Genomic DNA, 20339 nt, shown 5'->3' with positions numbered 1-20339 from the left:
GGTGCGCACGGTCTCGCTGCGCCGCCGGGTGGTCGCCGTCGCGACGGCTGTCCTGGCGGCGCTGCTGCTCGCCGTCGGGCTGTTCGTCGACGCCGACCTGGGCTCGCGGCTGCGCGACGACGCCCGGACCCGGCTGTCCTCCCTGGCCGAGCTGGGCGTCCAGCTCGACGGCACGGTCGACGACCAGACCCTCGTCAACCGGCTCCAGACCGCCGGGGCGGACGCGCGGCTGGAGTCCGACGAGGGCACCGTCGTCGGCACCCCCGGTCCCCTGGACGGACCCGCCGGGCCGCCCGGGACGGCCGGGCCCGCCCCGGGCGGCCCGAAGGCGGCCGTGACGCAGGACGGGGACCTGCTGCGCACGAGCCGGACCCTGCGCGGCGACCGGGTCCTCGTCCTGACGACGTCGCTGCGGCCCGTCGAGGACGCCCTGGCCCAGTTCCGCCGCTCGATGCTCCTGGGGGCGCTCGCGGGTCTGGCCCTGGCCGTCGTGGCCTCGTGGCTGCTGCTCGGCCGGGCCCTGGCCCCGCTGGACACCATGACGGCCACGGCCCGCTCGATCGCCGACGGCGACCGCGGCCGGCGGCTGGACCCGGACCGCACGGACACCGAGCTGGGCCGCACGGCCGCTGCCTTCGACCGCATGATCGACTCCCTGGAGGGGGCCGAGGAACGCGCCACCCGCTCGCGGGACCGGATGCAGCGCTTCCTGTCCGACGTCGCCCACGACCTGCGGACCCCGCTGGCCGCGGTCACCGCGGCGGCCGAGCGGCTGCTGCTGGACACCGGGGAGGGACCGGACCGGCGGGCCCGCGAGGAGGCCGCGGTCCGCATCGTGCGCGAGGCCCGGCGCGCGGCCCAGCTCGTGACGGACCTGCTGTCGGTGTCGCGGCTGGAGGAGCTGCAGCCCCGGCCCGTGCGCACCGGCCTCGCCCCGCTGGTCCGCGCGGCCGTGGAGGAGGCCGGCCCCCTGGGGCGGGGCGTGGACGTGCGCGCCCCGGAGGGCACCGTGGTCGAGGTCGTCGCCGACCCCGACCACGTCCGCCGGGTCCTGGTGAACCTGCTGTCCAACGCGCGGCGGGCCGCCCCCGCCGGGCCCGTCGTCGTCACCGTGGACCGGCCGGACGGGTGGGGTCGCGTCGTCGTCGCCGACGGCGGTCCGGGCATCGCACCGGCCGACCGCGAGCGCGTCTTCGACCGCCTCGTGCGGCTGGACCCGGCCCGCGCGGGCGACGGGGGCGCGGGGCTGGGCCTGTCGATCTCGCGGGGGCTGGCCCGCTCCGGCGGCGGGGACCTGCGGTGCGCGGACCCGGCCGAGGTGGACCTGCCGCCCGGCCTGCCCCGCGGGGCCGTCCTCGTCCTGACCGTGCCCCTGGGCTGAGGGCCGGGTCGGGGTCGGGACCGTTGACGCATCGGTACGAACCTTTCGCACCGATGCGTCAACGGTCCCGACCCGACGAACGACCAGAGTCCCGGCTCCTCAGCCCTGCGGGGACTCCTGCGACTCCGGCTGCTGCGCCCACCACGCCCGCAGCTCCCGTTCGGCCTCCTCGGCCCCCAGCGGCCCGCGGTCCATCCGCAGCGACAGCAGGTGCTGGTAGGCGCGCCCGACGACGCGCGAGGGCCCGATCCCGAGCAGCGCCATGATCTGCGTCCCGTCGAGGTCGGGGCGGATCGCGTCGAGCTCCTCCTGCTCACGCAGCCGGGCGATGCGCGCCTCGAGGTCGTCGTAGGCCTGCGAGAGGCGCTTGGCCTTGCGGGCGTTGCGGGTCGTGCAGTCGCTGCGGGTCAGCTGGTGCAGGCGCGGCAGCAGCGGGCCGGCGTCGGTGACGTAGCGCCGCACGGCGGAGTCGGTCCACTCCCCGTCGCCGTAGCCGTGGAAGCGCAGGTGCAGCTCCGTCAGCCGCGCGACGGCCTTGATCGTGTCGTTGTCGAAGCGCAGCGCCTTCAGCCGCTTGGTCACCAGCTTCGCGCCGACGACCTCGTGGTGGTGGAAGCTGACGCCGCCGCCGTCCTCGAACCGGCGGGTGCGGGGCTTGCCGATGTCGTGCAGCAGCGCGGCGAGGCGCAGCAGCAGGTCCGGGCCATCCGTCTCGAGGTCCATCGCCTGCTCCAGGACGGTCAGGGAGTGCTCGTAGACGTCCTTGTGGCGGTGGTGCTCGTCGATCTCCAGCCGCAGCGCGGGCAGCTCCGGCAGGACGTGGTCGGCCAGGCCGGTCTCGACGAGGATCCGCAGCCCCGCGACGGGGTCGGGCGCGACGAGCAGCTTCTCCAGCTCCACGCGCACGCGCTCGGCCGAGACGATGGCGATGCGCTCGGCCATCGCGGCCATCGCCGCCGTGATCTCGGGGGCGACGCGCAGGCGCAGCTGGGCCGCGAACCGGGCCGCGCGCATCATCCGCAGCGGGTCGTCGGAGAACGACTGCTCGGCGGTCCCGGGGGTGCGCAGGACGCCGGCGGCGAGGTCCTTCAGGCCGTCGTGGGGGTCGGCGAAGTCCAGCGACGGCAGTCGCAGGGCCATCGCGTTGACGGTGAAGTCGCGCCGGGACAGGTCGCCGACGAGGTCGTCGCCGTAGGAGACCTCGGGCTTGCGGGAGTCGGCGTCGTAGCTCTCGGAGCGGTACGTGGTGACCTCGACGACGAGGTCCTTCTTGCGGGCCCCGATGGTGCCGAAGTCGCGGCCGATCTCCCAGTAGGCGTCCCCCCACTGCTTCAGCAGCGCGACGGTGTCGTCGGGGCGCGCGTCGGTCGTGAAGTCCAGGTCGGCCGAGCGCCGGCCCAGGAACGCGTCGCGCACGGGCCCACCCACGAGGGACAGCTCGAAACCGGCCCCGGCGAAGACCCGGCCGAGGTCCACCAGGAGCGGCATGACGGGTTCGAGGGCCTCCACGGCCCTGGCCCGCGCCTCGTCCAGGGCCAGCTCCAGCGCGGCGGCGGGTTCGGTCGGGGCGGTCGGGCGGGACTCCTCGGGCAGCACGGGGTGCAAGCCTGCCATGAGACGGCACCCGCCCTGGCTACAGTGAGCCGATGGTCAAGCCTGCCCGGGAACCGCGTCGGCGGTTGCCCACCGTGCAGGAGACCTCCTCGGGTGGGCTCGTCGTCGACCTCTCGACCGGTGTGCCCCGCGCCGCCGTCATCTGCCGCCTCAACCGCGCGGGCCGCGCCGAGTGGTGCCTGCCCAAGGGCCACCTCGAGGGCGAGGAGACCCTCGAGGAGGCCGCGGTGCGCGAGATCGAGGAGGAGACGGGCATCCGCGGCGAGATCGTCGAGACCCTCGGCGCCATCGACTACTGGTTCTCCGCGGACGGCCGGCGCATCCACAAGGTCGTCCACCTGTTCCTGCTCAAGGCCGTCGGTGGGTCGCTGACCGTCGAGAACGACCCCGACGCCGAGGCCGTCGACGTCGAGTGGGTCCCGTTCACCGACCTCGACACCCGGCTGGCCTTCCCCAACGAACGGCGCGCCGCGACGGCGGCGACGCTGCGGCTGGGCGAACTGGCGTGAGCTCCCGGCTCCCCGTGACGCGTCGGGGGCTGCTGACGGGGCTCGCGGTCGGTGGCGTCGCGGCGGGCGTGCCCGCGAGCGCGCAGGCGCGGTCGAGACCCACCGCGAAGACGACGGGGACGGCGACGACGGGGACGGCGACGGCGACGACGGCGACGGCCCTGCCGCTGGGGGTCGTCCTGCTCGACGTCACCCCGACGGCGTACGCGGCGGCCGACCCGGCCCGCTCCGTCGTCACCGTGCGGGCCCGGGTGCGGCACCGGGGGACGAGCGCGCTGACGGGCCTGACCGCGCGGTTGGTCGCCCAGCGCTCGCCGACGGTGGCCCGCACGGCGCTGGACCAGTGGGCGCGGGCCTCGGACCGGGCCTCCATCACCCGCTCCAGCGCCAGTTCGGACGACGTGGTCGTCGGCTCCGGGGGCCTGTCGCCCGGCGAGTCGGCCGACGTCCTGCTGACCCTGCCCGCGGCCTCGCTCGGCGCCGGGGTCGGTGCGCACCTGGCCGCCGTGGAGGTCTCCGACGACTCCGGCCGGGTCGGTGTCGCGCGCACGTTCCTCGTCTCCGCCCCCCAGGGCGACCCGACGCCGCTGACGCTGCTGCTGCCGCTCGTGGCCGGCCGCGACGGGTCCCCGGGCGGGCTGGCGCGGGCCGTGGAGGACCGGCTGCGGGCGCTGGTCGCCGGCAGCGCCGACCCCCGGGTGGCGTGGGCGCTGGACCCGGCGCTGACGGCGGCGGTGGACTCCCTGCGCGGCGGTGCGCAGACCGCCGCTGCCACCGCCGGGGCCGACGCGGACGCGGCCACCCTCACGGGCTGGGTCGCCGAGCTGACGGCCGCGGCCGCCGGCCGCGTCGTCCTCGGGCTGCCCTTCGGCGACCCCGACCTCGCGGCGCTGGAGCGCACGGCCGTCGGCTCCGACCTGCTCGGGCGCGCCGTGCGGTCCGCGGGCGGGGCGTTCGACGCGCTGACGGGGGCCGTGGTCCGCACGGACGTGGCCTGGCCCGCCGACGAGGCCGCCGACGAGGACCTGCTGGCGTTCTGCGTCGGCGGCGGCGCCACGACGGTCGTCCTCGACGACGTCTGCCTGCCGCCGTCGGCGGACCTGACGTTCACGCCCGTGGGACGTGCGAGCGTCGACCTGCGCGACACCTCGGTCGAGGCCCTCGTCGCCGACCGGACGATGTCCTCGGTGCTGGCCGACGCCGCCGACCCCGACCAGGTCGTCCTCGTGCGCCAGCGGCTCATCGCCGAGGCCGCGACCACGGCGTCGCAGCGCCCCAGCGACCCCCGCGGGCAGCTGCTCGTCGCCCCGCGCAGCTTCGCGCCGGCCGCCGAGCAGCTGTCCGCCCTGATCGCCGACGTGGAGTCGTCCGGCTGGGCGAGCTGGCAGCCGCTGACGGACCTGCTCGCGACACCCGCGCCCGACGTGGAGCGTTCGGGCCCGGACGTCCCGGCGGCCACGGCCCGGGCGGCGCTGCCGACCGCGCACGTCGTGGACGTGCAGGAGGCGCTCGTCGGGGTCGACGACTTCGCCACGGCCCTGCCGTCCGGTGCCCTCGGCGCGGGTCTGCTCTCGCAGCAGCGCGCGGCCCTGGTCCTGCTGGGGGTGTCCTGGCGCGGTCACGTCGCGGAGCTGCCCGCGGCCCGCGCCGGGCTCGCGCGCGCCGTCGAGGCCCTCACGGCGGGGGTGAGCGTCGTCACCGGCAGCGTCCGCAACCTCGCCGCCGAGCGCAGCGAGCTGCCCATCACGGTCGTCAACGAGCTCGACGTGCCCGTGCAGGTCGACCTGGTGCTGCGGCCCCGGACCGCGCGGGTGCAGCTGGACGCCGTGCCCCGCCAGACGGTCGCGGCGCGCAGCCAGAGCCGCGTCGCGGTGCCGGTGCGGGCCCTGGCGAACGGCTCGGTCGTGGTGGAGGCGCAGCTGCGCACGCCGGCGGGCAGCGCCCTCGGCGAGCCGGTGGAGATCCGGCTGAACGTGCGCGCCGACGTGGAGAACTGGATCAGCGGGGTCGTGGGTGGGGGGGCTGCCGGGTTGCTGGTGCTGGGCCTCGTGCGGGCGTTCCGGAAGGGGCGCCGGCGCGTCGACGGGGCCGCGCACGCCGACGTCGCGCCCCCGCCCGCCCCCTCAGAGCCGGCGCAGGCCGGGGACCCGGCGAAGTAGCGGGTTCACGAGGTCCTCGAGCTCGCGGACGCGCATGAGGCGGCATAGCAGGGTGAAGACGGCCAGGACGAGGACGCCGCCGACGAGCACGACGGCGAGGTCCACGACGCGGCCCTGGCCGACGAGGGCCCCTGCGCGGGCCACGGCGAACCCGACGACCGCGGCGAGGACGGTGATGATCGTGAGCCGGACGAGCGTGCGCAGCAGGCGGTGACCGTCGACGCCCCGGCCGTCGAGGGCGTGGAAGCGGCGGCGCAGCAGGCTCAGCCCGAGGACGCAGCCGACCACGTTGGCCGCGCTCATCGAGACGCCGATGGCGACGACCTGCCACTGCACGGGCACCTCGAAGTGGATGACGACGTTGCCGACGGTGGTCACGGCCGCGACGACGACCTGCACGACGAACGGGGTCCGCGCGTCCTCGTAGGCGTAGAAGACGCGCTGGACGAGGTAGGTGACGCTGAAGGGGACGAGGCCCACGGCCATCGCCACGAGCACCTGCCCGATGGGACGGGCCCCGAACATCGCGCCCCCCACGGCCGGGCCGAGGGAGACGAAGGCGGCCACCGCCAGGGCCCCGGCGACGGCGACCGTGCGGGCGCCGGAGGAGAAGTCGCGGCGGACGGCGGCGACGTCCCCGGCCACGGCCGCCTTGCTGAGCCGGGTGAACAGGGCGGTGACGAGCGAGACCGCCACGAGGGAGTGCGGGAGCATGAACAGCAGGTAGGCGTAGCTGTAGGAGTTGCCGGAGGCGCCGTCGACGTGGGCGGCGTTGAGCGCCTCCCCCGCCGCGGTCATGACCTTCGACGTCGGGATGAACGCGACCTGGCCGACGAGCACCCCTGCGAAGGTCCAGCCCGCGACGCGGCCCGCGCTGCCCAGCCCCATGCCCCGGAAGCCGAAGCGGGGCCGGTAGCGGAACCCGACGCGGTGCAGCGGCCACAGCAGGACGAGCGCCTGCAGCGCGACGCCCGCGGTGGCGGTCCCGGCGAGCAGGGCGATCATCTGCGGGGTCCACCGCTGCGCCGTGAAGCCCTCACCCCCCGGGTAGACCGCGAGGAAGGCGACCGTCCCACCGATGGCGACGACGTTGTTGACCACGGGGGCCCACATGAACGGGCCGAAGCTGCCGCGGGCGTTGAGGACCTGCCCGAGCACGGTGTAGAGGCCGTAGAAGAAGACCTGCGGCAGGCACCAGAAGGCCATCGCGGTGCCGAGGGCCAGCCAGTCGTCGTTCCAGCCCTTGGAGTAGAGCCGCACGACGAGCGGGGCCGCGGCCGTGATGAGGACGGTCGCCACGGCCATGATCAGCAGGGCCAGGGTGATGAGCCGGTCGACGAACTCCTGGCCGCCGTCGGGGAGGCGGAACGCCTTGACGATCTGCGGGACGAGGACGGCGTTGAGGACGCCGCCGGCCACCAGGATGTAGAAGTTGTTCGGCGCCTTGTTGGCCACGTCGAAGACCTGGCCGCCGACCCCGGCCGCCGTCCCGCCGATCGCCGAGGCGAGCAGCGCGACCCGGACGAAGCCCAGCACGCGCGAGACGAGCGTCCCGCTCGCCATCAGCGCGCTGGAGCGCGCCAGGGAGTCCTTCGACGCGGTGGTGGGCTCGTCCACTTCTGCACTCACGGGGTCGATGGTCGCCGATGAGTGCGCCGGACGGGTCATCGCGTCCCCGGTCCGGTCAAGGTCTTCACACGCCGTGACGACTCATCGACGGTGACGAGGGTCCAGCGGGTCGTGGCGGCGGGTGTCGTGGCGCTCGCGCTCTGGGCGCCGGTGGCGAGCGCCCACGCCGAGCCCGCGCCGGCCGTCCCGGCGAGCGCGACGCTGAAGGCGCAGGCCGACGCGCTGCGCGCCCGGGTCGAGGCGCTGCAGCTGCAGCAGTCCGTCGCGACCGAGGCGTACGACACGGCCGTCGACGACACCGCGACGGCGGTCTCTGAGGAGGTCCGCGCGCAGTCCGCCCTGGACGCGGCGACGGGCACGAGCAGCCGGGCCACGGCGCAGGCCACGCGCCGGGTCCGCTCGCTCTACATGACGGGCCCGAGCCTGCCGGCGGGGTTCGACCTGCTCTCCGGGGACCTCGACGCGGCGGCGACGGCGGCGCGGGCCGCGGCGATGGCCGCGAGCGTCGTCACCGACGACGCCACCACGGTCGACCGCGCGGCGGACGCCCGGGCCGCCGCGCAGGCCGCCGAGACCCGCCTGCAGCAGGTCCGGGTGCGCAAGACCGCCGCCCAGGCCGCCGCCGCGCAGGCGCAGGTGCAGGTCACGCAGGCCCTGGCCACCCAGCGGCAGCTGCTCGCCGACGCCGACGCGGCGGTCGCGCGGGCCGTGGCGCAGGAGGAGGAGCAGGCCCGGCAGGACGCCCTCGCGCAGGCCGCCGCCCGGGCCGCCGCGGCCGGGGTCGCCGATGCGACGGCGTCGGGGTCGGGGTCGGGGTCGGGGTCCACGGTGGCCGACGCCGTCGCGGGCGCCTCCAGCACCGCGCAGGCCGCCATCGCCGCCGCGCACACCCGCGAGGGGATGCCGTACGTGTGGGGCGCGACGGGCCCGTCGACGTTCGACTGCTCGGGCCTGACGCAGTGGGCGTACGCGCAGGCGGGCGTCACGATCCCCCGCACGTCGCGCCAGCAGTACGCGGGCCTGCCGAAGGTCCCGCTGGACGCGCTGCAGCCCGGTGACCTGGTGTTCTACGCCAACGGCAGCGACCCGTCGAGCATCCACCACGTCGCGCTGTACCTGGGCGGCGGCAAGGTCCTGCACGCGCCGCACACCGGGGACGTCGTGCGCGTGGCCGGGGTGGCGATGCCGGGGCTGTTCGGGGCCGTGCGCCCCTCCTGACCCCGCGCGTCCGGCCGCGTCCGCGCGTCCGGACCGCCGCACCGCGCGGGCGCCCTAGCATGGGGCGACCGGACGTCGGCGCGACACGAACACGGGGGGTAGGTCTGGACGGGGCAGGCCGCAGCACGGGCGAGCAGCTCGTGGCCGACCGCTACGTCCTCGATCGCGAGCTGTCGGTGGCCCGGTGGGTCGACGGGCAGGGGCTCGGGACGAGGGACTACCTCGGACGCGACCTGACGCTGGACCGGCCCGTGCGCGTGCGGACGCTGGACGCCGCGGACCCGCGCGCCGAGGAGTTCCTCGACGCCGCGCGGCGCGCCGCCATGATCACCGACCCGCGGGTCCCGCGGGTGCTGGACGCGGGCACGGACCTGACCGACGGGACCCCGCCGGCGGTCTACGTCGTCGAGGAGGCCGTCGAGGGCCGGTCGATGACGGACCTGCTGCGCACGGGGCCGCTGAGGCCCGCGGCCGTGCGCGCCCTGGTCGGCGAGGTCGCCTCCGCCCTCGACGCGGCCGCCCGCCGCGGTCTGCACCACACGCGCCTGACGCCCGACGACGTCCTGCTCGGTCCCGACGGCGTCGTCCGGGTCCGCGGGGTGGGCCTGGGTGCCGCGCTGGACCCGGACCCGCCGGCCCTCTCGGCCGCGCGGGCGGCGGCGCTGGCCAACCGCGCCGACGCGGTCGCCCTGGTCGCCCTCGTCTACGCCGGGCTGGTCGCCCGCTGGCCCGCCCTGGAGGGCCTCGCCGCCTTCGACGGCCTGCCCGAAGCGCCCACCGGCGACGGGAAGCCGTTGCCGCCCAAGGACATCCGTCCCGACGTCCCCAACGACCTCGACACCTTGTGCGTCGTGACGTTCGGCCCGCACGAGGACGGCCCGCACGACCCGGCCGAGCTCGCGCTGCAGCTCGCGCCGTGGTCGATGGACGTGTGGGACGAGACCCTGCGCCGCATGCGCGGGGAGGCCGCGACGGCCGCCGTCCGGGGGCGGCTGAAGAACCGCGAGGACGTCGTCCCCGAGGCCGAACCGCCCGTGCCGTTCACCCGCCCGCACTCCACGGCCCGCCCGCCGCGCGGCGACGCGCGGCTGGTCCTGACCATCCTCGGGGCCGTCGTGGTCGTCGGGCTCGTGCTGGCGGTCTGGCAGCTGACCTCGATCAGCGTGCCCGGCATCCCCACCAGCACCCGGCCGAGCGCGTCCGCGTCCGCGTCCTCGGCCCCGGCCGCCGACGCCCCGACACCGGCCCCCACCGCTCCGGCGTCCTCGGCGCCGGCCGCGGCGGCTCCCGCCGTGGTCCCGGTCGTCGCGATCTCGGCCCTGGACCCGCAGGGCGGCGGCGAGTCGTCCCAGACGGCGCCGCGCGCGATCGACGGCGACCCCGCCACCGCGTGGCAGAGCCAGCGCTACAACTCCGCCGCGTTCGGCGGGCTCAAGGACGGCATCGGGCTGCTGCTCGACCTCGGCGCCCCCGTGGACGTCACGACGGTCGCCCTGACGAACGGCGGCGAGGGCGGGGCGATGTCCCTGCTCGCCGCCCCCGGCGACACCCCCGACGGCTGGCAGCCCGTCGCGACGGCCCCCGCGGCCGGCGGGCAGCAGTCGCTGACCCCGGCCCAGCCCGTGCGCGCCCGCTACCTCGCGGTGTGGTTCTCCCAGCTGCCGACGACCGACGGCGCCTTCCGCGTCTCGGTCGCCGAGATCGCCGTCACGGGGACGCCGGCGTCGTGAACGTCGCGGGCGCCGTTCCGGACCCGCGCACCGACGCCGAGCTCGTCGCCGCGCACGTCGCGGGGGACCCGGAGGCCTTCGGCGAGGTCGTCCGCCGGCACCGCGACCGGCTGTGGGCCGTGGCGCTGCGCACGACCGGCGACCGCGAGGAGGCCGCCGACGCCGTCCAGGACGCGCTCGTGTCCGCGCTGCGGGCCGCGTCCAGCTTCCGCGGCGACTCCGCCGTCACGACGTGGCTGCACCGGATCGTCGTCAACGCGTGCCTGGACCGCGCGCGCCGCCGGGCCGTGCGCCCGACCCGGCCCCTGGAGGAGGAGGCCGGCGGCGGTGACGACGGCGTGCGGACCGGTGCCGCGCTGGCCGTCGTCGAGGACGCGACCCCGCACGTGGAGGCCCGGCTCGACGTGACCGCGGCCCTGGCCCGGCTGCCGGAGACGCAACGGGCCGCCCTCGTCCTCGTCGACATGTACGACGTGCCCGTCGCCGAGGCCGCGCAGGTCCTGGGGGTCGCGGTGGGCACCGTGAAGTCCCGCTGCTCGCGCGGACGGGTGGCCCTGGCCGAACTCCTCCGCGTGCGGGGGAACCCGTGAGTCCGGTCGAGCGTCGTAGTGCCGGTTCGACGAGGAGGAGGCGGGTCCCGGGTGAGTGAGTTCGACGACGCGCAGCTCAGCGCGCAGGAGCGCCGCGTGCGCGACCTGCTGCGGGGTGCGGCCGACGTCGGCCCGATGCCGGACGACGTGGTCGCCCGGATCGACGAGGCGCTCGCGGCGGCCCGGCCCGCCACCCCCGTCGCGTCGCTGGCGGCGCGCCGCCGCCCCCGCGTCCCGCGCGTGTTCGCCGCCGCGGCCGGTCTGATCGTCGCCGCGGGAGCCGGGGTGCTCGCGCTGGACCAGCTGCAGTCCGGTGGTGGCGGTGCGGCCTCGTCGGGGTCCGCGGCGGACTCGGCGGCGGGTTCGGCGGCGGTCACCACCGAGCAGGTCCCGGCCGACGCCGAGATCCTGCTCAGCGGCACCGACTACACCGACGTCGCCGCCGTCCAGGACCTGGGGGAGGAATCGCTGGACTCCCCCGCGACCGACGACGCCACCCGGGGCAGGACGCCCGACATGCTGAGCGCGCCGCAGTCCTCCGAGTCCGCCTCCAGCGACCCGTCGCAGCGGCCGCAGGCCGAACGGGCCCTGGCCTGCACGAAGGCGCTGGGGGTGGACCCGGCCTCGGTCGTCGCGGTCGAGATCGCGGCCTGGCGGTCCGAACCCGCCGCGTTCGTCGTGCACCGGACGCCGGGGGCCGCCGAGGTCGTCGTCGTGGCCCTCGACTGCGCCCCCGGGGACGCGGCGCTGAGCACGGTGCCCGTCCCGTCCTGACGGGTTCGGCCCGGGAACACCGGCCCCCTACGATCGGTTGAGCAGTCAGCACGGCACCCCGGGCAGCGGGGTCCGGCACCGATCGAGGGAAGCAGGTCCGCACAGGTGAGCACCACCAACGAGATCCGCAACGTCATCGTCGTGGGCTCGGGGCCTGCCGGGTACACCGCCGCGTTGTACGCGGCGCGTGCGGAGCTGAAGCCCCTCGTCTTCGAGGGGTCGGTGACCGCCGGCGGTGCGCTGATGAACACGACCGAGGTCGAGAACTTCCCCGGGTTCCCCACGGGCATCATGGGCCCGGACCTCATGGACAACATGCGCTCGCAGGCCGAGAAGTTCGGCGCCGAGCTCGTGACGGACGACGTCGTCGACGTGCGCCTCGACGGTGACGTCAAGGAGGTCACGACCGGCGGCGGCGAGACGTACCGCGCCCACTCCGTGATCCTCGCGCTGGGGTCGGCCTACCGCGAGCTCGGGCTGCCCGACGAGAAGCGGCTGTCCGGTCGCGGCGTCAGCTGGTGCGCCACCTGTGACGGGTTCTTCTTCCGCGAGCAGGACATCGTCGTCGTCGGCGGCGGGGACTCCGCGGTCGAGGAGGCCACGTTCCTGACGCGCTTCGCCCGGTCGGTGACGATCGTCCACCGCCGCGACGAGTTGCGCGCCTCGCGGATCATGGCCAAGCGCGCCGAGGACAACCCCAAGATCCACTTCGCCTGGAACTCCGAGGTCATCGGCATCACGGGCGAGAACAAGGTCGAGGGCCTCACGCTGCGCGACACCGTGACCGGCCAGACCCGCGAGATCGCGGCGACGGCGTTGTTCATCGCCATCGGCCACGAACCGCGCACCGACCTCGTGAAGGGCCAGATCGACCTGGACGAGAACGGGTTCGTCCTCGTCGAGGGCCGCAGCACCCGGACGAACATCCCCGGGGTGTTCGCCGCCGGTGACGTCGTGGACCACGAGTACATGCAGGCCATCACCGCCGCGGGCATGGGGTGCTCCGCCGCCCTGGACGCGGAGAAGTACCTCGCCGCCCGCGGCGACGCCGGGCTCGACGAGCAGCCCCCGCGCGAGGAGACCGACGCGTCCGTGCCGACCGCCGAGACCGTCGCCCGTCCCCAGCTCTGACCTCTACCGAGACCACCTTCGCGAACACCAGGAGGAAACCGTGAGTGCCACCACCCCCGCCGTGACCGACGACAGCTTCGACGTCGACGTCCTGCAGTCCGACAAGCCCGTCCTCGTCGACTTCTGGGCGCCCTGGTGCGGCCCGTGCCGCCAGGTCGCCCCGATCCTCGAGGAGATCGCGGCCGAGCACGGCGAGAAGATCACCGTCGTCAAGGTCAACACCGACGAGAACCCGCGCATCGCGGCGAAGTACGGCGTGACGTCGATCCCGACGCTCAACGTCTACTCCGGCGGTGAGGTCGTCAAGACGATCATCGGCGCGCGGCCCAAGCCCGTGCTGCTGAAGGAGCTCGAGGACTTCGTCGGCTGACGTCGACCACTGCGCGCAACGGCCGGTACCCCGTCGGGGTGCCGGCCGTTTCACGTGGAACCAGCCCTCTCACGTCGGGGCGACGCCCGTGAGGGTGGGGATCCGCACGCTGCCGAGGAGCCGCTCCAGGGCCGCCTCGACGTCCTCGCGCCAGGACAGCGCGTTCTTCAGCTCCAGCCGCAGGCGCGGGTGGCGGTGGTGCGGGCGCACGACGGTGAACCCGACCGACTCCAGCAGGTGGGCGGGCAGCACGCACGGCTCGCCGTGGTCGTGGGCGACGTCCTCCCGGCCGTCCCCGCCGACCGCGGCCTGACCGCCGCCGAAGACCTCGACGGCCTTCGTCCCGCGCTGGGTGAGGTCCTTCGCCGCGCCCTGCAGCAGCATCCGGGCCAGGCCCTCCCCGCGGAAGGCCGGCTCGATCCATCCCGTGGTCAGCAGGACGGCGTCCCCCGAGACCGGGGAGGTCGGGAACTGCGTCGAGGCCGGCACGTACTCCGGCGGTGCGTACATGACGAACCCGACGGCCTGGTCGTCGACGTAGACGAGGCGGCCGCACGGGCCCCACTGCAGGAGGACGGTGGAGATCCACGCCTCCTTCTCGAAGTCCGGGTACCCCGCCTCGGCCGCGCGCTGCGCCGCCGTCGCGTCCAGCTCCCAGAAGACGCACTGCCGCGACTGCTTGGGCAGGTCGGCGACGGTGTCGAGCGTCAACGGCGCCATTCGACGACCCACCGGGGCTGCCTCCCGTCCCGATCGAGGTTCCTACGAGGCGTTCACGTTTCGCCGGTGCGGCCGACGCGTCCGGAGTGGCAGGCTCGTGGTGAGCTCCCCACCGGGAGTGACCATCTCACAGTGCCGTCACGTAGAGCCACAGGAGGCCGCCATGAGCCAGTACCCGCCACCCTCGAGTCCCGGGGACGCGCACCCCGCGTCCGCCGCGGCCGGGGCCGGGGCGGCTGCTGGTAGCCGGCTGGACCGCTGGGTGGGCACCTACGCCCAGCGCACGTCCTCGATGACCGCCTCGGAGATCCGGGCCCTGTTCGCCGTCGCGAACCGGCCCGAAGTCGTCTCGCTGGCCGGCGGGATGCCGTACCTGCCCGCACTGCCCCTGGACGCCATCGCCGACCTGACGGCCCGGTTGGTCGCCGAGAAGGGTGCCAAGGCCCTGCAGTACGGCTCCGGGCAGGGCGAGGAGGTGCTGCGCGAGCAGATCGTCGAGGTCATGCGCCCCCAGGGCATCACCGCCCACCCGGACGACGTCGTCGTGACGACCGGCTCTCAGCAGGCCCTCGACCTGGTCTCGCGCATCTTCCTCGACCCCGGCGACGTCGTCCTGGCCGAGGCCCCCAGCTACGTGGGCGCGCTCGGGGTCTTCAAGAGCTACCAGGCGCAGGTCGAGCACGTCCCGCTCGACCACGACGGGCTGCAACCGGCCGCCCTCGAGGAGACCCTGGTCCGGCTGCGGGCCGCGGGCAAGCGCGTGAAGTTCCTCTACTGCGTGCCCAACCACCACAACCCGGCGGGCGTGACCCTGTCCCTGGAGCGCCGCCGCGAGGTGGTGGCCATCGCCCAGCGGCACGACCTGCTCGTCCTGGAGGACGACCCCTACGCCCTCCTCGGCTTCGACGGGGACCCGCTGCCGGCGATGCGGTCCCTGGACGCCGACCACGTCATCCACCTCGGCTCCTTCTCCAAGACCTTCGCGCCCGGGTACCGCGTCGGCTGGGCCGTCGCCCCGCACGCCGTCCGGGACAAGCTCGTCCTCGCCTCGGAGTCGGCCATCCTGTGCCCGACCTCCTTCGGCCAGTTCGCCATCGCCGAGTACCTGTCGACGTACGACTGGAAGGGCCAGGTCAAGGTCTTCCGCGAGCTGTACCGGGAGCGGCGGGACGCCATGCTCGCGGCGCTGGCCGCGCACCTGCCGCAGACCACGTGGACCCACCCCGGGGGCGGGTTCTACGTGTGGGTGACGCTGCCCGACGGCCTGGACGCCAAGGCGATGCTCCCCCGAGCGGTCACCGGCCGCGTCGCGTACGTCCCGGGCGGGGCCTTCTACGCCGACGGGACGGGCGGGCAGTCGCTGCGACTGTCCTACTGCTTCCCCACCGCCGAGCGGATCACCGAAGGCGTGCGCCGGCTGGCCGGTGTCGTGCGGGACGAGCTGGACGTCGTCCAGCTGTTCGGCTCCCCCGCGAACTCCCGCGCCGGACGTCCCGGCGTCGACAACCCCGGACCGGAGCTGGCATGAGCGACCACCCCGAACCCACGACCGTCACCGTCCTCGCCGGCGGACTCTCCCACGAACGCGACGTCTCGCTGCGGTCGGGGCGCCGGGTCGCCGAGGCCCTGCGCACCTCCGGGTTCGACGTGGACGTCCTCGACGCCGACGCCCACCTGCTGCCCCGGTTGGCCGCCGACCGCCCGGACGTGGTGTGGCCGGTGCTGCACGGCGCGATCGGGGAGGACGGGGCCCTGCGGGACGTCCTGGAGGTCCTGGGACTGCCGTACGTGGGCTCCCGGCCGGCGGCGTGCCGGCTGGCCTGGGACAAGCCCATCGCCCAGTCCCTCGTGGCGGCGGCCGGGATCTCCGTCCCAGCGTCGATCGCGCTGCCGCAGGCGACCTTCCGCGACCTCGGGGCGCAGCCGGTCCTCGCCGCGGCGGCCGACTGGGCCGGGTTCCCGCTCGTCGTGAAGCCCAGCCGCGGCGGCTCCGCGCTGGGGGTCGCCGTCGTCGGCGAGACGCGCGACCTCGCCCGGGCCGTCGTCGACGCCTTCGCCTACGGCGACACGGCCCTCGTGCAGCAGTTCGTGCCCGGGACGGAGGTGGCGGTCTCGGTCGTGGAGACCGGCGGCACGGTGCAGGTGCTGCCCGCCGTCGAGATCGTCGCCGACGGCGGGTCCTACGACTACGCGGCCCGCTACACCGCCGGTGCGACCGAGTTCTTCGCCCCGGCCCGGCTGCCCGACGACGTGGCCGAGCGGGTGGCGAAAGCGGCGCGCGGGGTGCACGAGGCGCTCGGGCTGCGGCACCTGTCCCGCGTCGACTTCATCGTCACCGACGCGGGGGACCCGGTCTTCCTGGAGGCCAACGCGGCCCCCGGGATGACCGAGACGTCCCTGCTCCCCCAGGCCGCCGAGGCGGCCGGGATCGCTCTCGACGTCCTGTACCGCGGGATCGTCGAGAGCGTCCTGGGCTGACTCAGCCCGGCTGGTTCGTCGCGCCGAGGAGGGCAAGGATCCGGTCCAGGTCCTCCTCGCCGGCGAAGTCCACGGTCAGCCGGCCCCGGGTGCGACCCATCGAGATCTTCACGCGGGTGTCGAGCCGGTCGGCGAGCATCGTGGCCCGCGCGTCCAGCCCCGGCTGCGGCTCGGCCGCGGCGCGCCGGCGCGGGGTGTGGTCGGCGTCGCCGAGGGCGATCATCTCCTCGACGGCGCGGACCGACAGCCCTTCGGCCACGACGCGCTGCGCGAGCCGCTCCATGGCCGCACCGTCCTCCAGGGACAGCAGCGCCCGGGCGTGCCCCGCGCTGATGACCCCGGCGGCGACGCGACGCTGCACGAGCGGTGGCAGCTTCATGAGGCGCAGGGTGTTGCTGATCTGCGGCCGCGACCGGCCGATGCGGGACGCCAGCTCCTCGTGCGTGCAGCCGAAGTCCTCCAAGAGCTGCTGGTAGGCCGCCGCCTCCTCGAGCGGGTTCAGCTGACTGCGGTGCAGGTTCTCCAGCAGCGCGTCGCGCAGCAGGTCGTCGTCGGCGGTGTCCCGGACGATCGCGGGGATCGTGTCCAGACCGGCTTCCGTGGAGGCCCGCCACCGCCGCTCCCCCATGACGAGCTCGTAGCGCGCGCCGCCGTCCTCGGCGGCCGCGATCGGGCGGACCACGATGGGCTGCAGCACCCCGATCTCGCGGATCGAGTGGACCAGCTCGGCCAGGTCGTCCTCGTCGAACACCGTCCGCGGCTGGCGCGGGTTCGGCGTGATCGAGGTGACCGGGATCTCCGCGAAGCGGGCACCCGGGACGTCGACGAGGTCGTCCACCGTCGACCCCTGAGGGGTCTCTGACGGGGCGGCAGGACCTCCGGCGTTCTCCGGGTCCCTGGGCGTCTCGGAGACCCCCTCAGGAGCCTCCTGGGGCGTCTCGTCGGTGGTGACGACGCTGAGGTCAGCGGGGTGACCGTCGTGGACGTCCTCCTCCTCGACCGGCAGCGGACGCTGGTCGAAGAACAGATCGACCGGGCGGCTCGCCGGACGCATGGCCGGGGGGACCGAGGTGGTCGCCGAACCGGGCCGGTTCGCCGTGGTGGTCGCCCCTCCGCTGGGGATCAGGGCACCCAGACCACGTCCGAGACCCCGTCGCTTGTCGCTCACGCTCCACCCTCCTTCGACGCGCTCCCGCGCCGTGTCGCCAGGCCGTCCGTCCACCGAGCCCACGGATCCGGCGCCGCGGGCGGTGCGCCCACGTCAGGATCCCCCTCGGGTTGCGCGTCCTCGTGGACGCCACGCTGAGCCATCTCGCGCGCCGCTTCCAGGTACGCGAGGGCCCCGGAGGACAGCGGGTCGTAGGCCATGACCGTCTGGCCGTGGCTCGGTGCCTCCGAGATGCGCACCGACCGGGGGACCAGGGACCGCAGGACCTGCTCGCCGAAGTGGTGGCGGACCTCCTCCACGACCTGCGCCGCGAGGCGCGTCCGGCCGTCGTACATGGTCAGCAGGATCGTCGTGACCGCGAGGTCCGGGTTCAGGTGCTCCTGGATGAGCTCGATGTTGGCCAGCAGCTGGCTCAACCCCTCCAGGGCGTAGTACTCGCACTGGATGGGGATGAGGACTTCGGGTGCCGCGACGAAGGCGTTGATGGTCAACAGGCCCAGGCTGGGCGGGCAGTCGATGAGGACGTAGTCCACGCGACGCTCCCCGGCCTGCTTCAGCGCCTTGAAGTACTTGGCCACCGCGCGCTGCAAGCGGGACTCCCGCGCGACCATCGAGACCAGCTCGATCTCCGCGCCGGCGAGGTCCACCGTCGCCGGGGCGCACCAGAGGTCCGGCGCCTCCTCGCACTTCTGGACGACGTCCTCCAGCGGTTTGCCCTCGACGAGCACCTCGTACATCCCCGCGACGCCCGAGTGGTGGTCGATGCCCAGGGCAGTCGACGCGTTCCCCTGCGGGTCCAGGTCGAGGACGAGGACCTTGAGCCCAGCCGCTGACAACGCCGACGCCAGGTTGACGGCTGTCGTCGTCTTCCCGACGCCACCCTTCTGGTTGGCGATCGTCATGATGCGCGTCTGGGTCGGACGCGGGAAGCGCTCGTTGACCCGCACCGCGGGTGTTTCACGTGGAACGGGGGCCTGCGCCTCGTCCTCGTCGGAGAACAGGTCATCCGGGAACTCGGGCGTGGAGTCCCGTGAAACGTCTCTCAACGGCAGGACCGGAGCGAGCGTTTCACGTGGAACATCTGCTTTGTTCGTGGCGACGGGCTCCGCGACGGGCTCCGCGACGGGCTCCGCGACGGGCTCCGCGACGGGCTCCGCGACGGGCTCCGCGACGGGCTCCGCGACCGGCTCCGCGACCGGCTCCGCGACCGGCTCCGCGACCGGCTCCGCGACCGGCTCCGCGACGACGGTTTCACGTGGAACGATGACGTCAACCTCGGTCACCGTTTCACGTGGAACATCAACGGCCGACTCGGCCTCTGTTTCACGTGGAACCTTGGTGGAGTGGGTCGAGAGCCACCCCAGCTGTCCGTGGTCCCTCGAGGTCGAGCGACCGAACCAGCCCAGCTGTGTCACGCTTCGTTCCCTTTCCATCGATCAACGACGCCGACTGCGCGGCGGACGGCGCTTGAGAGCGGCGGGTGCCGCAGCCGAACGCAGAGCACCGTGCCCACGGGCGACTCGGACCACCGTCGTCCCTGACTCCTCGTCCGGACCGACCCGGAGCACCTCGGGGGCCTCGGTGATGCCCATCGCCTGCAGTGTCTCCGCTGCGGCGGCGATCTCGTCGGAGGCGCTCCGCCCCTTGATAGCGATGAGGTGACCTCCGGTCACCACGAGCGGCAGCGCCCAGCCGTAGAGCGTCGCCAGGGGTGCTACAGCCCGAGCCGTGACCACGGAGGCGGAGAACTCCCCCCGCACGTCCTCGGCGCGTCCGCGCGCGACGGCGACCTGGTCTCGGAGGTCCAGTTCGGTGATGGCTTCGCGGAGGAACGTGTAGCGACGTTCCAGCGGTTCGACGAGCCGCACCTGGACGTCGGGACGTGCGAGAGCCAGGGGGATCCCCGGGAGGCCGGCACCCGAGCCGATGTCGATGACCGAGGCCCCCTTCTCGATGACCTCACCGAGGTAGGCGCAGTTCAGCACGTGACGGTCCCAGAGTCGCGGCACCTCCCGCGGACCGATCAATCCCCGCTCGACGCCAGCACTGGCGAGCAGGTCGCGGTAGGCCTCCGCCTTGGCCGCGCGATCCCCGAACACGCGGGTGATCTCTTCGAGAGGGACCTCTGCAGGGTCCCCGGGAACGACGAAGGGCGGTGGTGTTTCACGTGGAACACCACCGCCCTCAGGCACTTCATCCGACACGCGGCCAGCCTATCGGCCGGGTGCAGGAGTCAACTCACTCGTTCTCGGCCTGTGCACCCTCGTCGTCGGAGACGGCGGCCGTCGGCAGGACGACCACGCGGCGCTTGGGTTCCTCACCCTCGGACTCGCTGCCCAGACCGGCGGCGGCCACCGCATCGTGGACGACCTTGCGCTCGAAGGCCGGCATCGGGTCGAGGCGTTCCGCGGTACCGCTCGCCTTGACGCGCGCGACGACCTCATTGGCGAGACGGACGAGCGAGCCGCGCTTGGTCGAGCGGTGCCCAGCGACGTCCAGCATCAGACGCGTCCGGTCACCGGTTTGCGCCTGCACGGCCAGCCGCGTCAGCTCCTGGAGGGCCTCGAGGACTTCTCCGCCGGGCCCGACCAGGCGCGACAGGGCGGGGGTGCCCGCCTCGTCGGCGACGATCGCGACCGACGCGCGGCCGTTCTCGATGTCGATGTCGATGTCGCCGTCGAGGTCGATGATGTCGAGGAGTTCCTCGAGGTAGTCGGCGGCGATGTCGCCCTCCTCCTCGAGGCGGCTCTTCGCGGAGCCCTTGCGGCGGGGCTCCTCCGCGGGCGCGGCGTCGGCGGTCTCGTCCACCGGGGTCGACTCGACCGTTTCCGTCGTGTCGTTCACACGTCCTCCTGGCTGGTGTGGCTG

Annotated in this window: 18 protein-coding genes; 11 read left to right on the top strand and 7 right to left on the bottom strand. The window is 74.6% G+C overall.

Going from position 1 to position 20339, the window contains the following annotated elements; translation table 11 throughout:
- The first annotated feature begins 1 nt into the window (after nucleotide 1).
- Nucleotides 2-1381, top strand: a complete 1380-nt coding sequence (locus tag CLV37_RS21695; protein ID WP_106214396.1) for a HAMP domain-containing sensor histidine kinase — start codon at nucleotides 2-4, stop codon at nucleotides 1379-1381.
- A gap of 99 nt (nucleotides 1382-1480) precedes the next feature.
- On the opposite strand, the gene CLV37_RS21690 is transcribed toward CLV37_RS21695, so the two are convergent.
- Nucleotides 1481-2995, bottom strand: coding sequence for a CCA tRNA nucleotidyltransferase (locus tag CLV37_RS21690; RefSeq protein ID WP_106214394.1), 1515 nt, complete (start codon nucleotides 2993-2995; stop codon nucleotides 1481-1483).
- A 32-nt stretch (nucleotides 2996-3027) separates the two neighbouring features.
- On the opposite strand from CLV37_RS21690, the gene CLV37_RS21685 reads away from it, so the two are divergent.
- Nucleotides 3028-3504: an NUDIX hydrolase gene (locus tag CLV37_RS21685; protein ID WP_106214392.1), complete on the top strand. Its 477-nt coding sequence runs from the start codon at nucleotides 3028-3030 to the stop codon at nucleotides 3502-3504.
- Nucleotides 3408-5663, top strand: coding sequence for a DUF6049 family protein (locus CLV37_RS21680; protein WP_425433630.1), 2256 nt, complete (start codon nucleotides 3408-3410; stop codon nucleotides 5661-5663). The genes CLV37_RS21685 and CLV37_RS21680 overlap by 97 nt, the downstream gene beginning before the upstream one ends.
- On the opposite strand, the gene murJ is transcribed toward CLV37_RS21680, so the two are convergent.
- Nucleotides 5628-7292, bottom strand: coding sequence for a murein biosynthesis integral membrane protein MurJ (gene murJ / locus CLV37_RS21675; protein ID WP_211298848.1), 1665 nt, complete (start codon nucleotides 7290-7292; stop codon nucleotides 5628-5630). The genes CLV37_RS21680 and murJ overlap by 36 nt on opposite strands.
- Before the next feature lie 90 nt (nucleotides 7293-7382).
- On the opposite strand from murJ, the gene CLV37_RS21670 reads away from it, so the two are divergent.
- From CLV37_RS21670 to trxA, 6 genes are all read left to right on the top strand, one after another.
- Complete coding sequence (locus tag CLV37_RS21670; protein ID WP_106214385.1) at nucleotides 7383-8510, top strand: C40 family peptidase; 1128 nt, start codon at nucleotides 7383-7385, stop codon at nucleotides 8508-8510.
- A 140-nt stretch (nucleotides 8511-8650) separates the two neighbouring features.
- The gene (locus CLV37_RS21665) at nucleotides 8651-10240 is read left to right on the top strand and encodes a protein kinase family protein (RefSeq protein WP_106214382.1); all 1590 of its coding nucleotides are present in this window, start codon (nucleotides 8651-8653) and stop codon (nucleotides 10238-10240) included.
- Nucleotides 10237-10830, top strand: coding sequence for an RNA polymerase sigma factor SigM (gene sigM, locus CLV37_RS21660; protein WP_106214380.1), 594 nt, complete (start codon nucleotides 10237-10239; stop codon nucleotides 10828-10830). Before CLV37_RS21665 ends, sigM begins: the two co-directional genes overlap by 4 nt.
- Before the next feature lie 51 nt (nucleotides 10831-10881).
- Nucleotides 10882-11604, top strand: coding sequence for a hypothetical protein (locus CLV37_RS21655; RefSeq protein WP_106214378.1), 723 nt, complete (start codon nucleotides 10882-10884; stop codon nucleotides 11602-11604).
- Nucleotides 11605-11709: 105 nt separating this feature from the next.
- On the top strand, nucleotides 11710-12735 hold the full coding sequence (gene trxB, locus CLV37_RS21650) for a thioredoxin-disulfide reductase (RefSeq protein WP_211298847.1): 1026 nt from the start codon (nucleotides 11710-11712) through the stop codon (nucleotides 12733-12735).
- Nucleotides 12736-12775: 40 nt separating this feature from the next.
- Entirely contained in the window at nucleotides 12776-13105 is a 330-nt protein-coding gene (gene trxA / locus CLV37_RS21645; RefSeq protein WP_106214374.1) for a thioredoxin, read from the top strand.
- 69 nt (nucleotides 13106-13174) lie between these two features.
- Here the strand turns inward: trxA and CLV37_RS21640 are convergent, their stop codons facing one another.
- Entirely contained in the window at nucleotides 13175-13837 is a 663-nt protein-coding gene (locus CLV37_RS21640) for a GNAT family N-acetyltransferase (protein WP_106214372.1), read from the bottom strand.
- Nucleotides 13838-13988: 151 nt separating this feature from the next.
- On the opposite strand from CLV37_RS21640, the gene CLV37_RS21635 reads away from it, so the two are divergent.
- Nucleotides 13989-15353: an aminotransferase-like domain-containing protein gene (locus CLV37_RS21635; RefSeq protein ID WP_106214370.1), complete on the top strand. Its 1365-nt coding sequence runs from the start codon at nucleotides 13989-13991 to the stop codon at nucleotides 15351-15353.
- Nucleotides 15350-16303: a D-alanine--D-alanine ligase family protein gene (locus CLV37_RS21630; protein WP_106214368.1), complete on the top strand. Its 954-nt coding sequence runs from the start codon at nucleotides 15350-15352 to the stop codon at nucleotides 16301-16303. The genes CLV37_RS21635 and CLV37_RS21630 overlap by 4 nt, the downstream gene beginning before the upstream one ends.
- 1 nt (nucleotide 16304) lies before the next feature.
- Here the strand turns inward: CLV37_RS21630 and CLV37_RS21625 are convergent, their stop codons facing one another.
- From CLV37_RS21625 to CLV37_RS21610, 4 genes are read right to left on the bottom strand one after another with little or no spacing between them, the layout of a single operon-like run.
- Nucleotides 16305-17471: a ParB/RepB/Spo0J family partition protein gene (locus CLV37_RS21625; protein WP_106214366.1), complete on the bottom strand. Its 1167-nt coding sequence runs from the start codon at nucleotides 17469-17471 to the stop codon at nucleotides 16305-16307.
- A complete protein-coding gene (locus tag CLV37_RS28650) occupies nucleotides 17468-18886 on the bottom strand; it encodes a ParA family protein (RefSeq protein WP_170127418.1) in 1419 nt (472 codons plus the stop codon). Before CLV37_RS28650 ends, CLV37_RS21625 begins: the two co-directional genes overlap by 4 nt.
- Nucleotides 18887-18907: 21 nt before the next feature.
- Complete coding sequence (gene rsmG, locus CLV37_RS21615; protein ID WP_106214362.1) at nucleotides 18908-19663, bottom strand: 16S rRNA (guanine(527)-N(7))-methyltransferase RsmG; 756 nt, start codon at nucleotides 19661-19663, stop codon at nucleotides 18908-18910.
- Between the two features lie 46 nt (nucleotides 19664-19709).
- On the bottom strand, nucleotides 19710-20315 hold the full coding sequence (locus tag CLV37_RS21610; protein ID WP_106214360.1) for a Jag family protein: 606 nt from the start codon (nucleotides 20313-20315) through the stop codon (nucleotides 19710-19712).
- Nucleotides 20316-20339: the final 24 nt, after the last annotated feature.

The sequence above is a fragment of the Kineococcus rhizosphaerae genome (assembly GCF_003002055.1).
GTDB lineage: Bacteria > Actinomycetota > Actinomycetes > Actinomycetales > Kineococcaceae > Kineococcus > Kineococcus rhizosphaerae.
This window is presented reverse-complemented; position numbering and strand designations above follow the sequence as displayed.

Coding starts and splice junctions, on each gene's coding strand:
- CLV37_RS21690 (WP_106214394.1), bottom strand. CDS start 2,995: ATGGCAGGCTTGCACCCCGTGCTGCCCGAGGAGTCCCGCCCGACCGCC.
- CLV37_RS21685 (WP_106214392.1), top strand. CDS start 3,028: ATGGTCAAGCCTGCCCGGGAACCGCGTCGGCGGTTGCCCACCGTGCAG.
- CLV37_RS21635 (WP_106214370.1), top strand. CDS start 13,989: ATGAGCCAGTACCCGCCACCCTCGAGTCCCGGGGACGCGCACCCCGCG.
- CLV37_RS21630 (WP_106214368.1), top strand. CDS start 15,350: ATGAGCGACCACCCCGAACCCACGACCGTCACCGTCCTCGCCGGCGGA.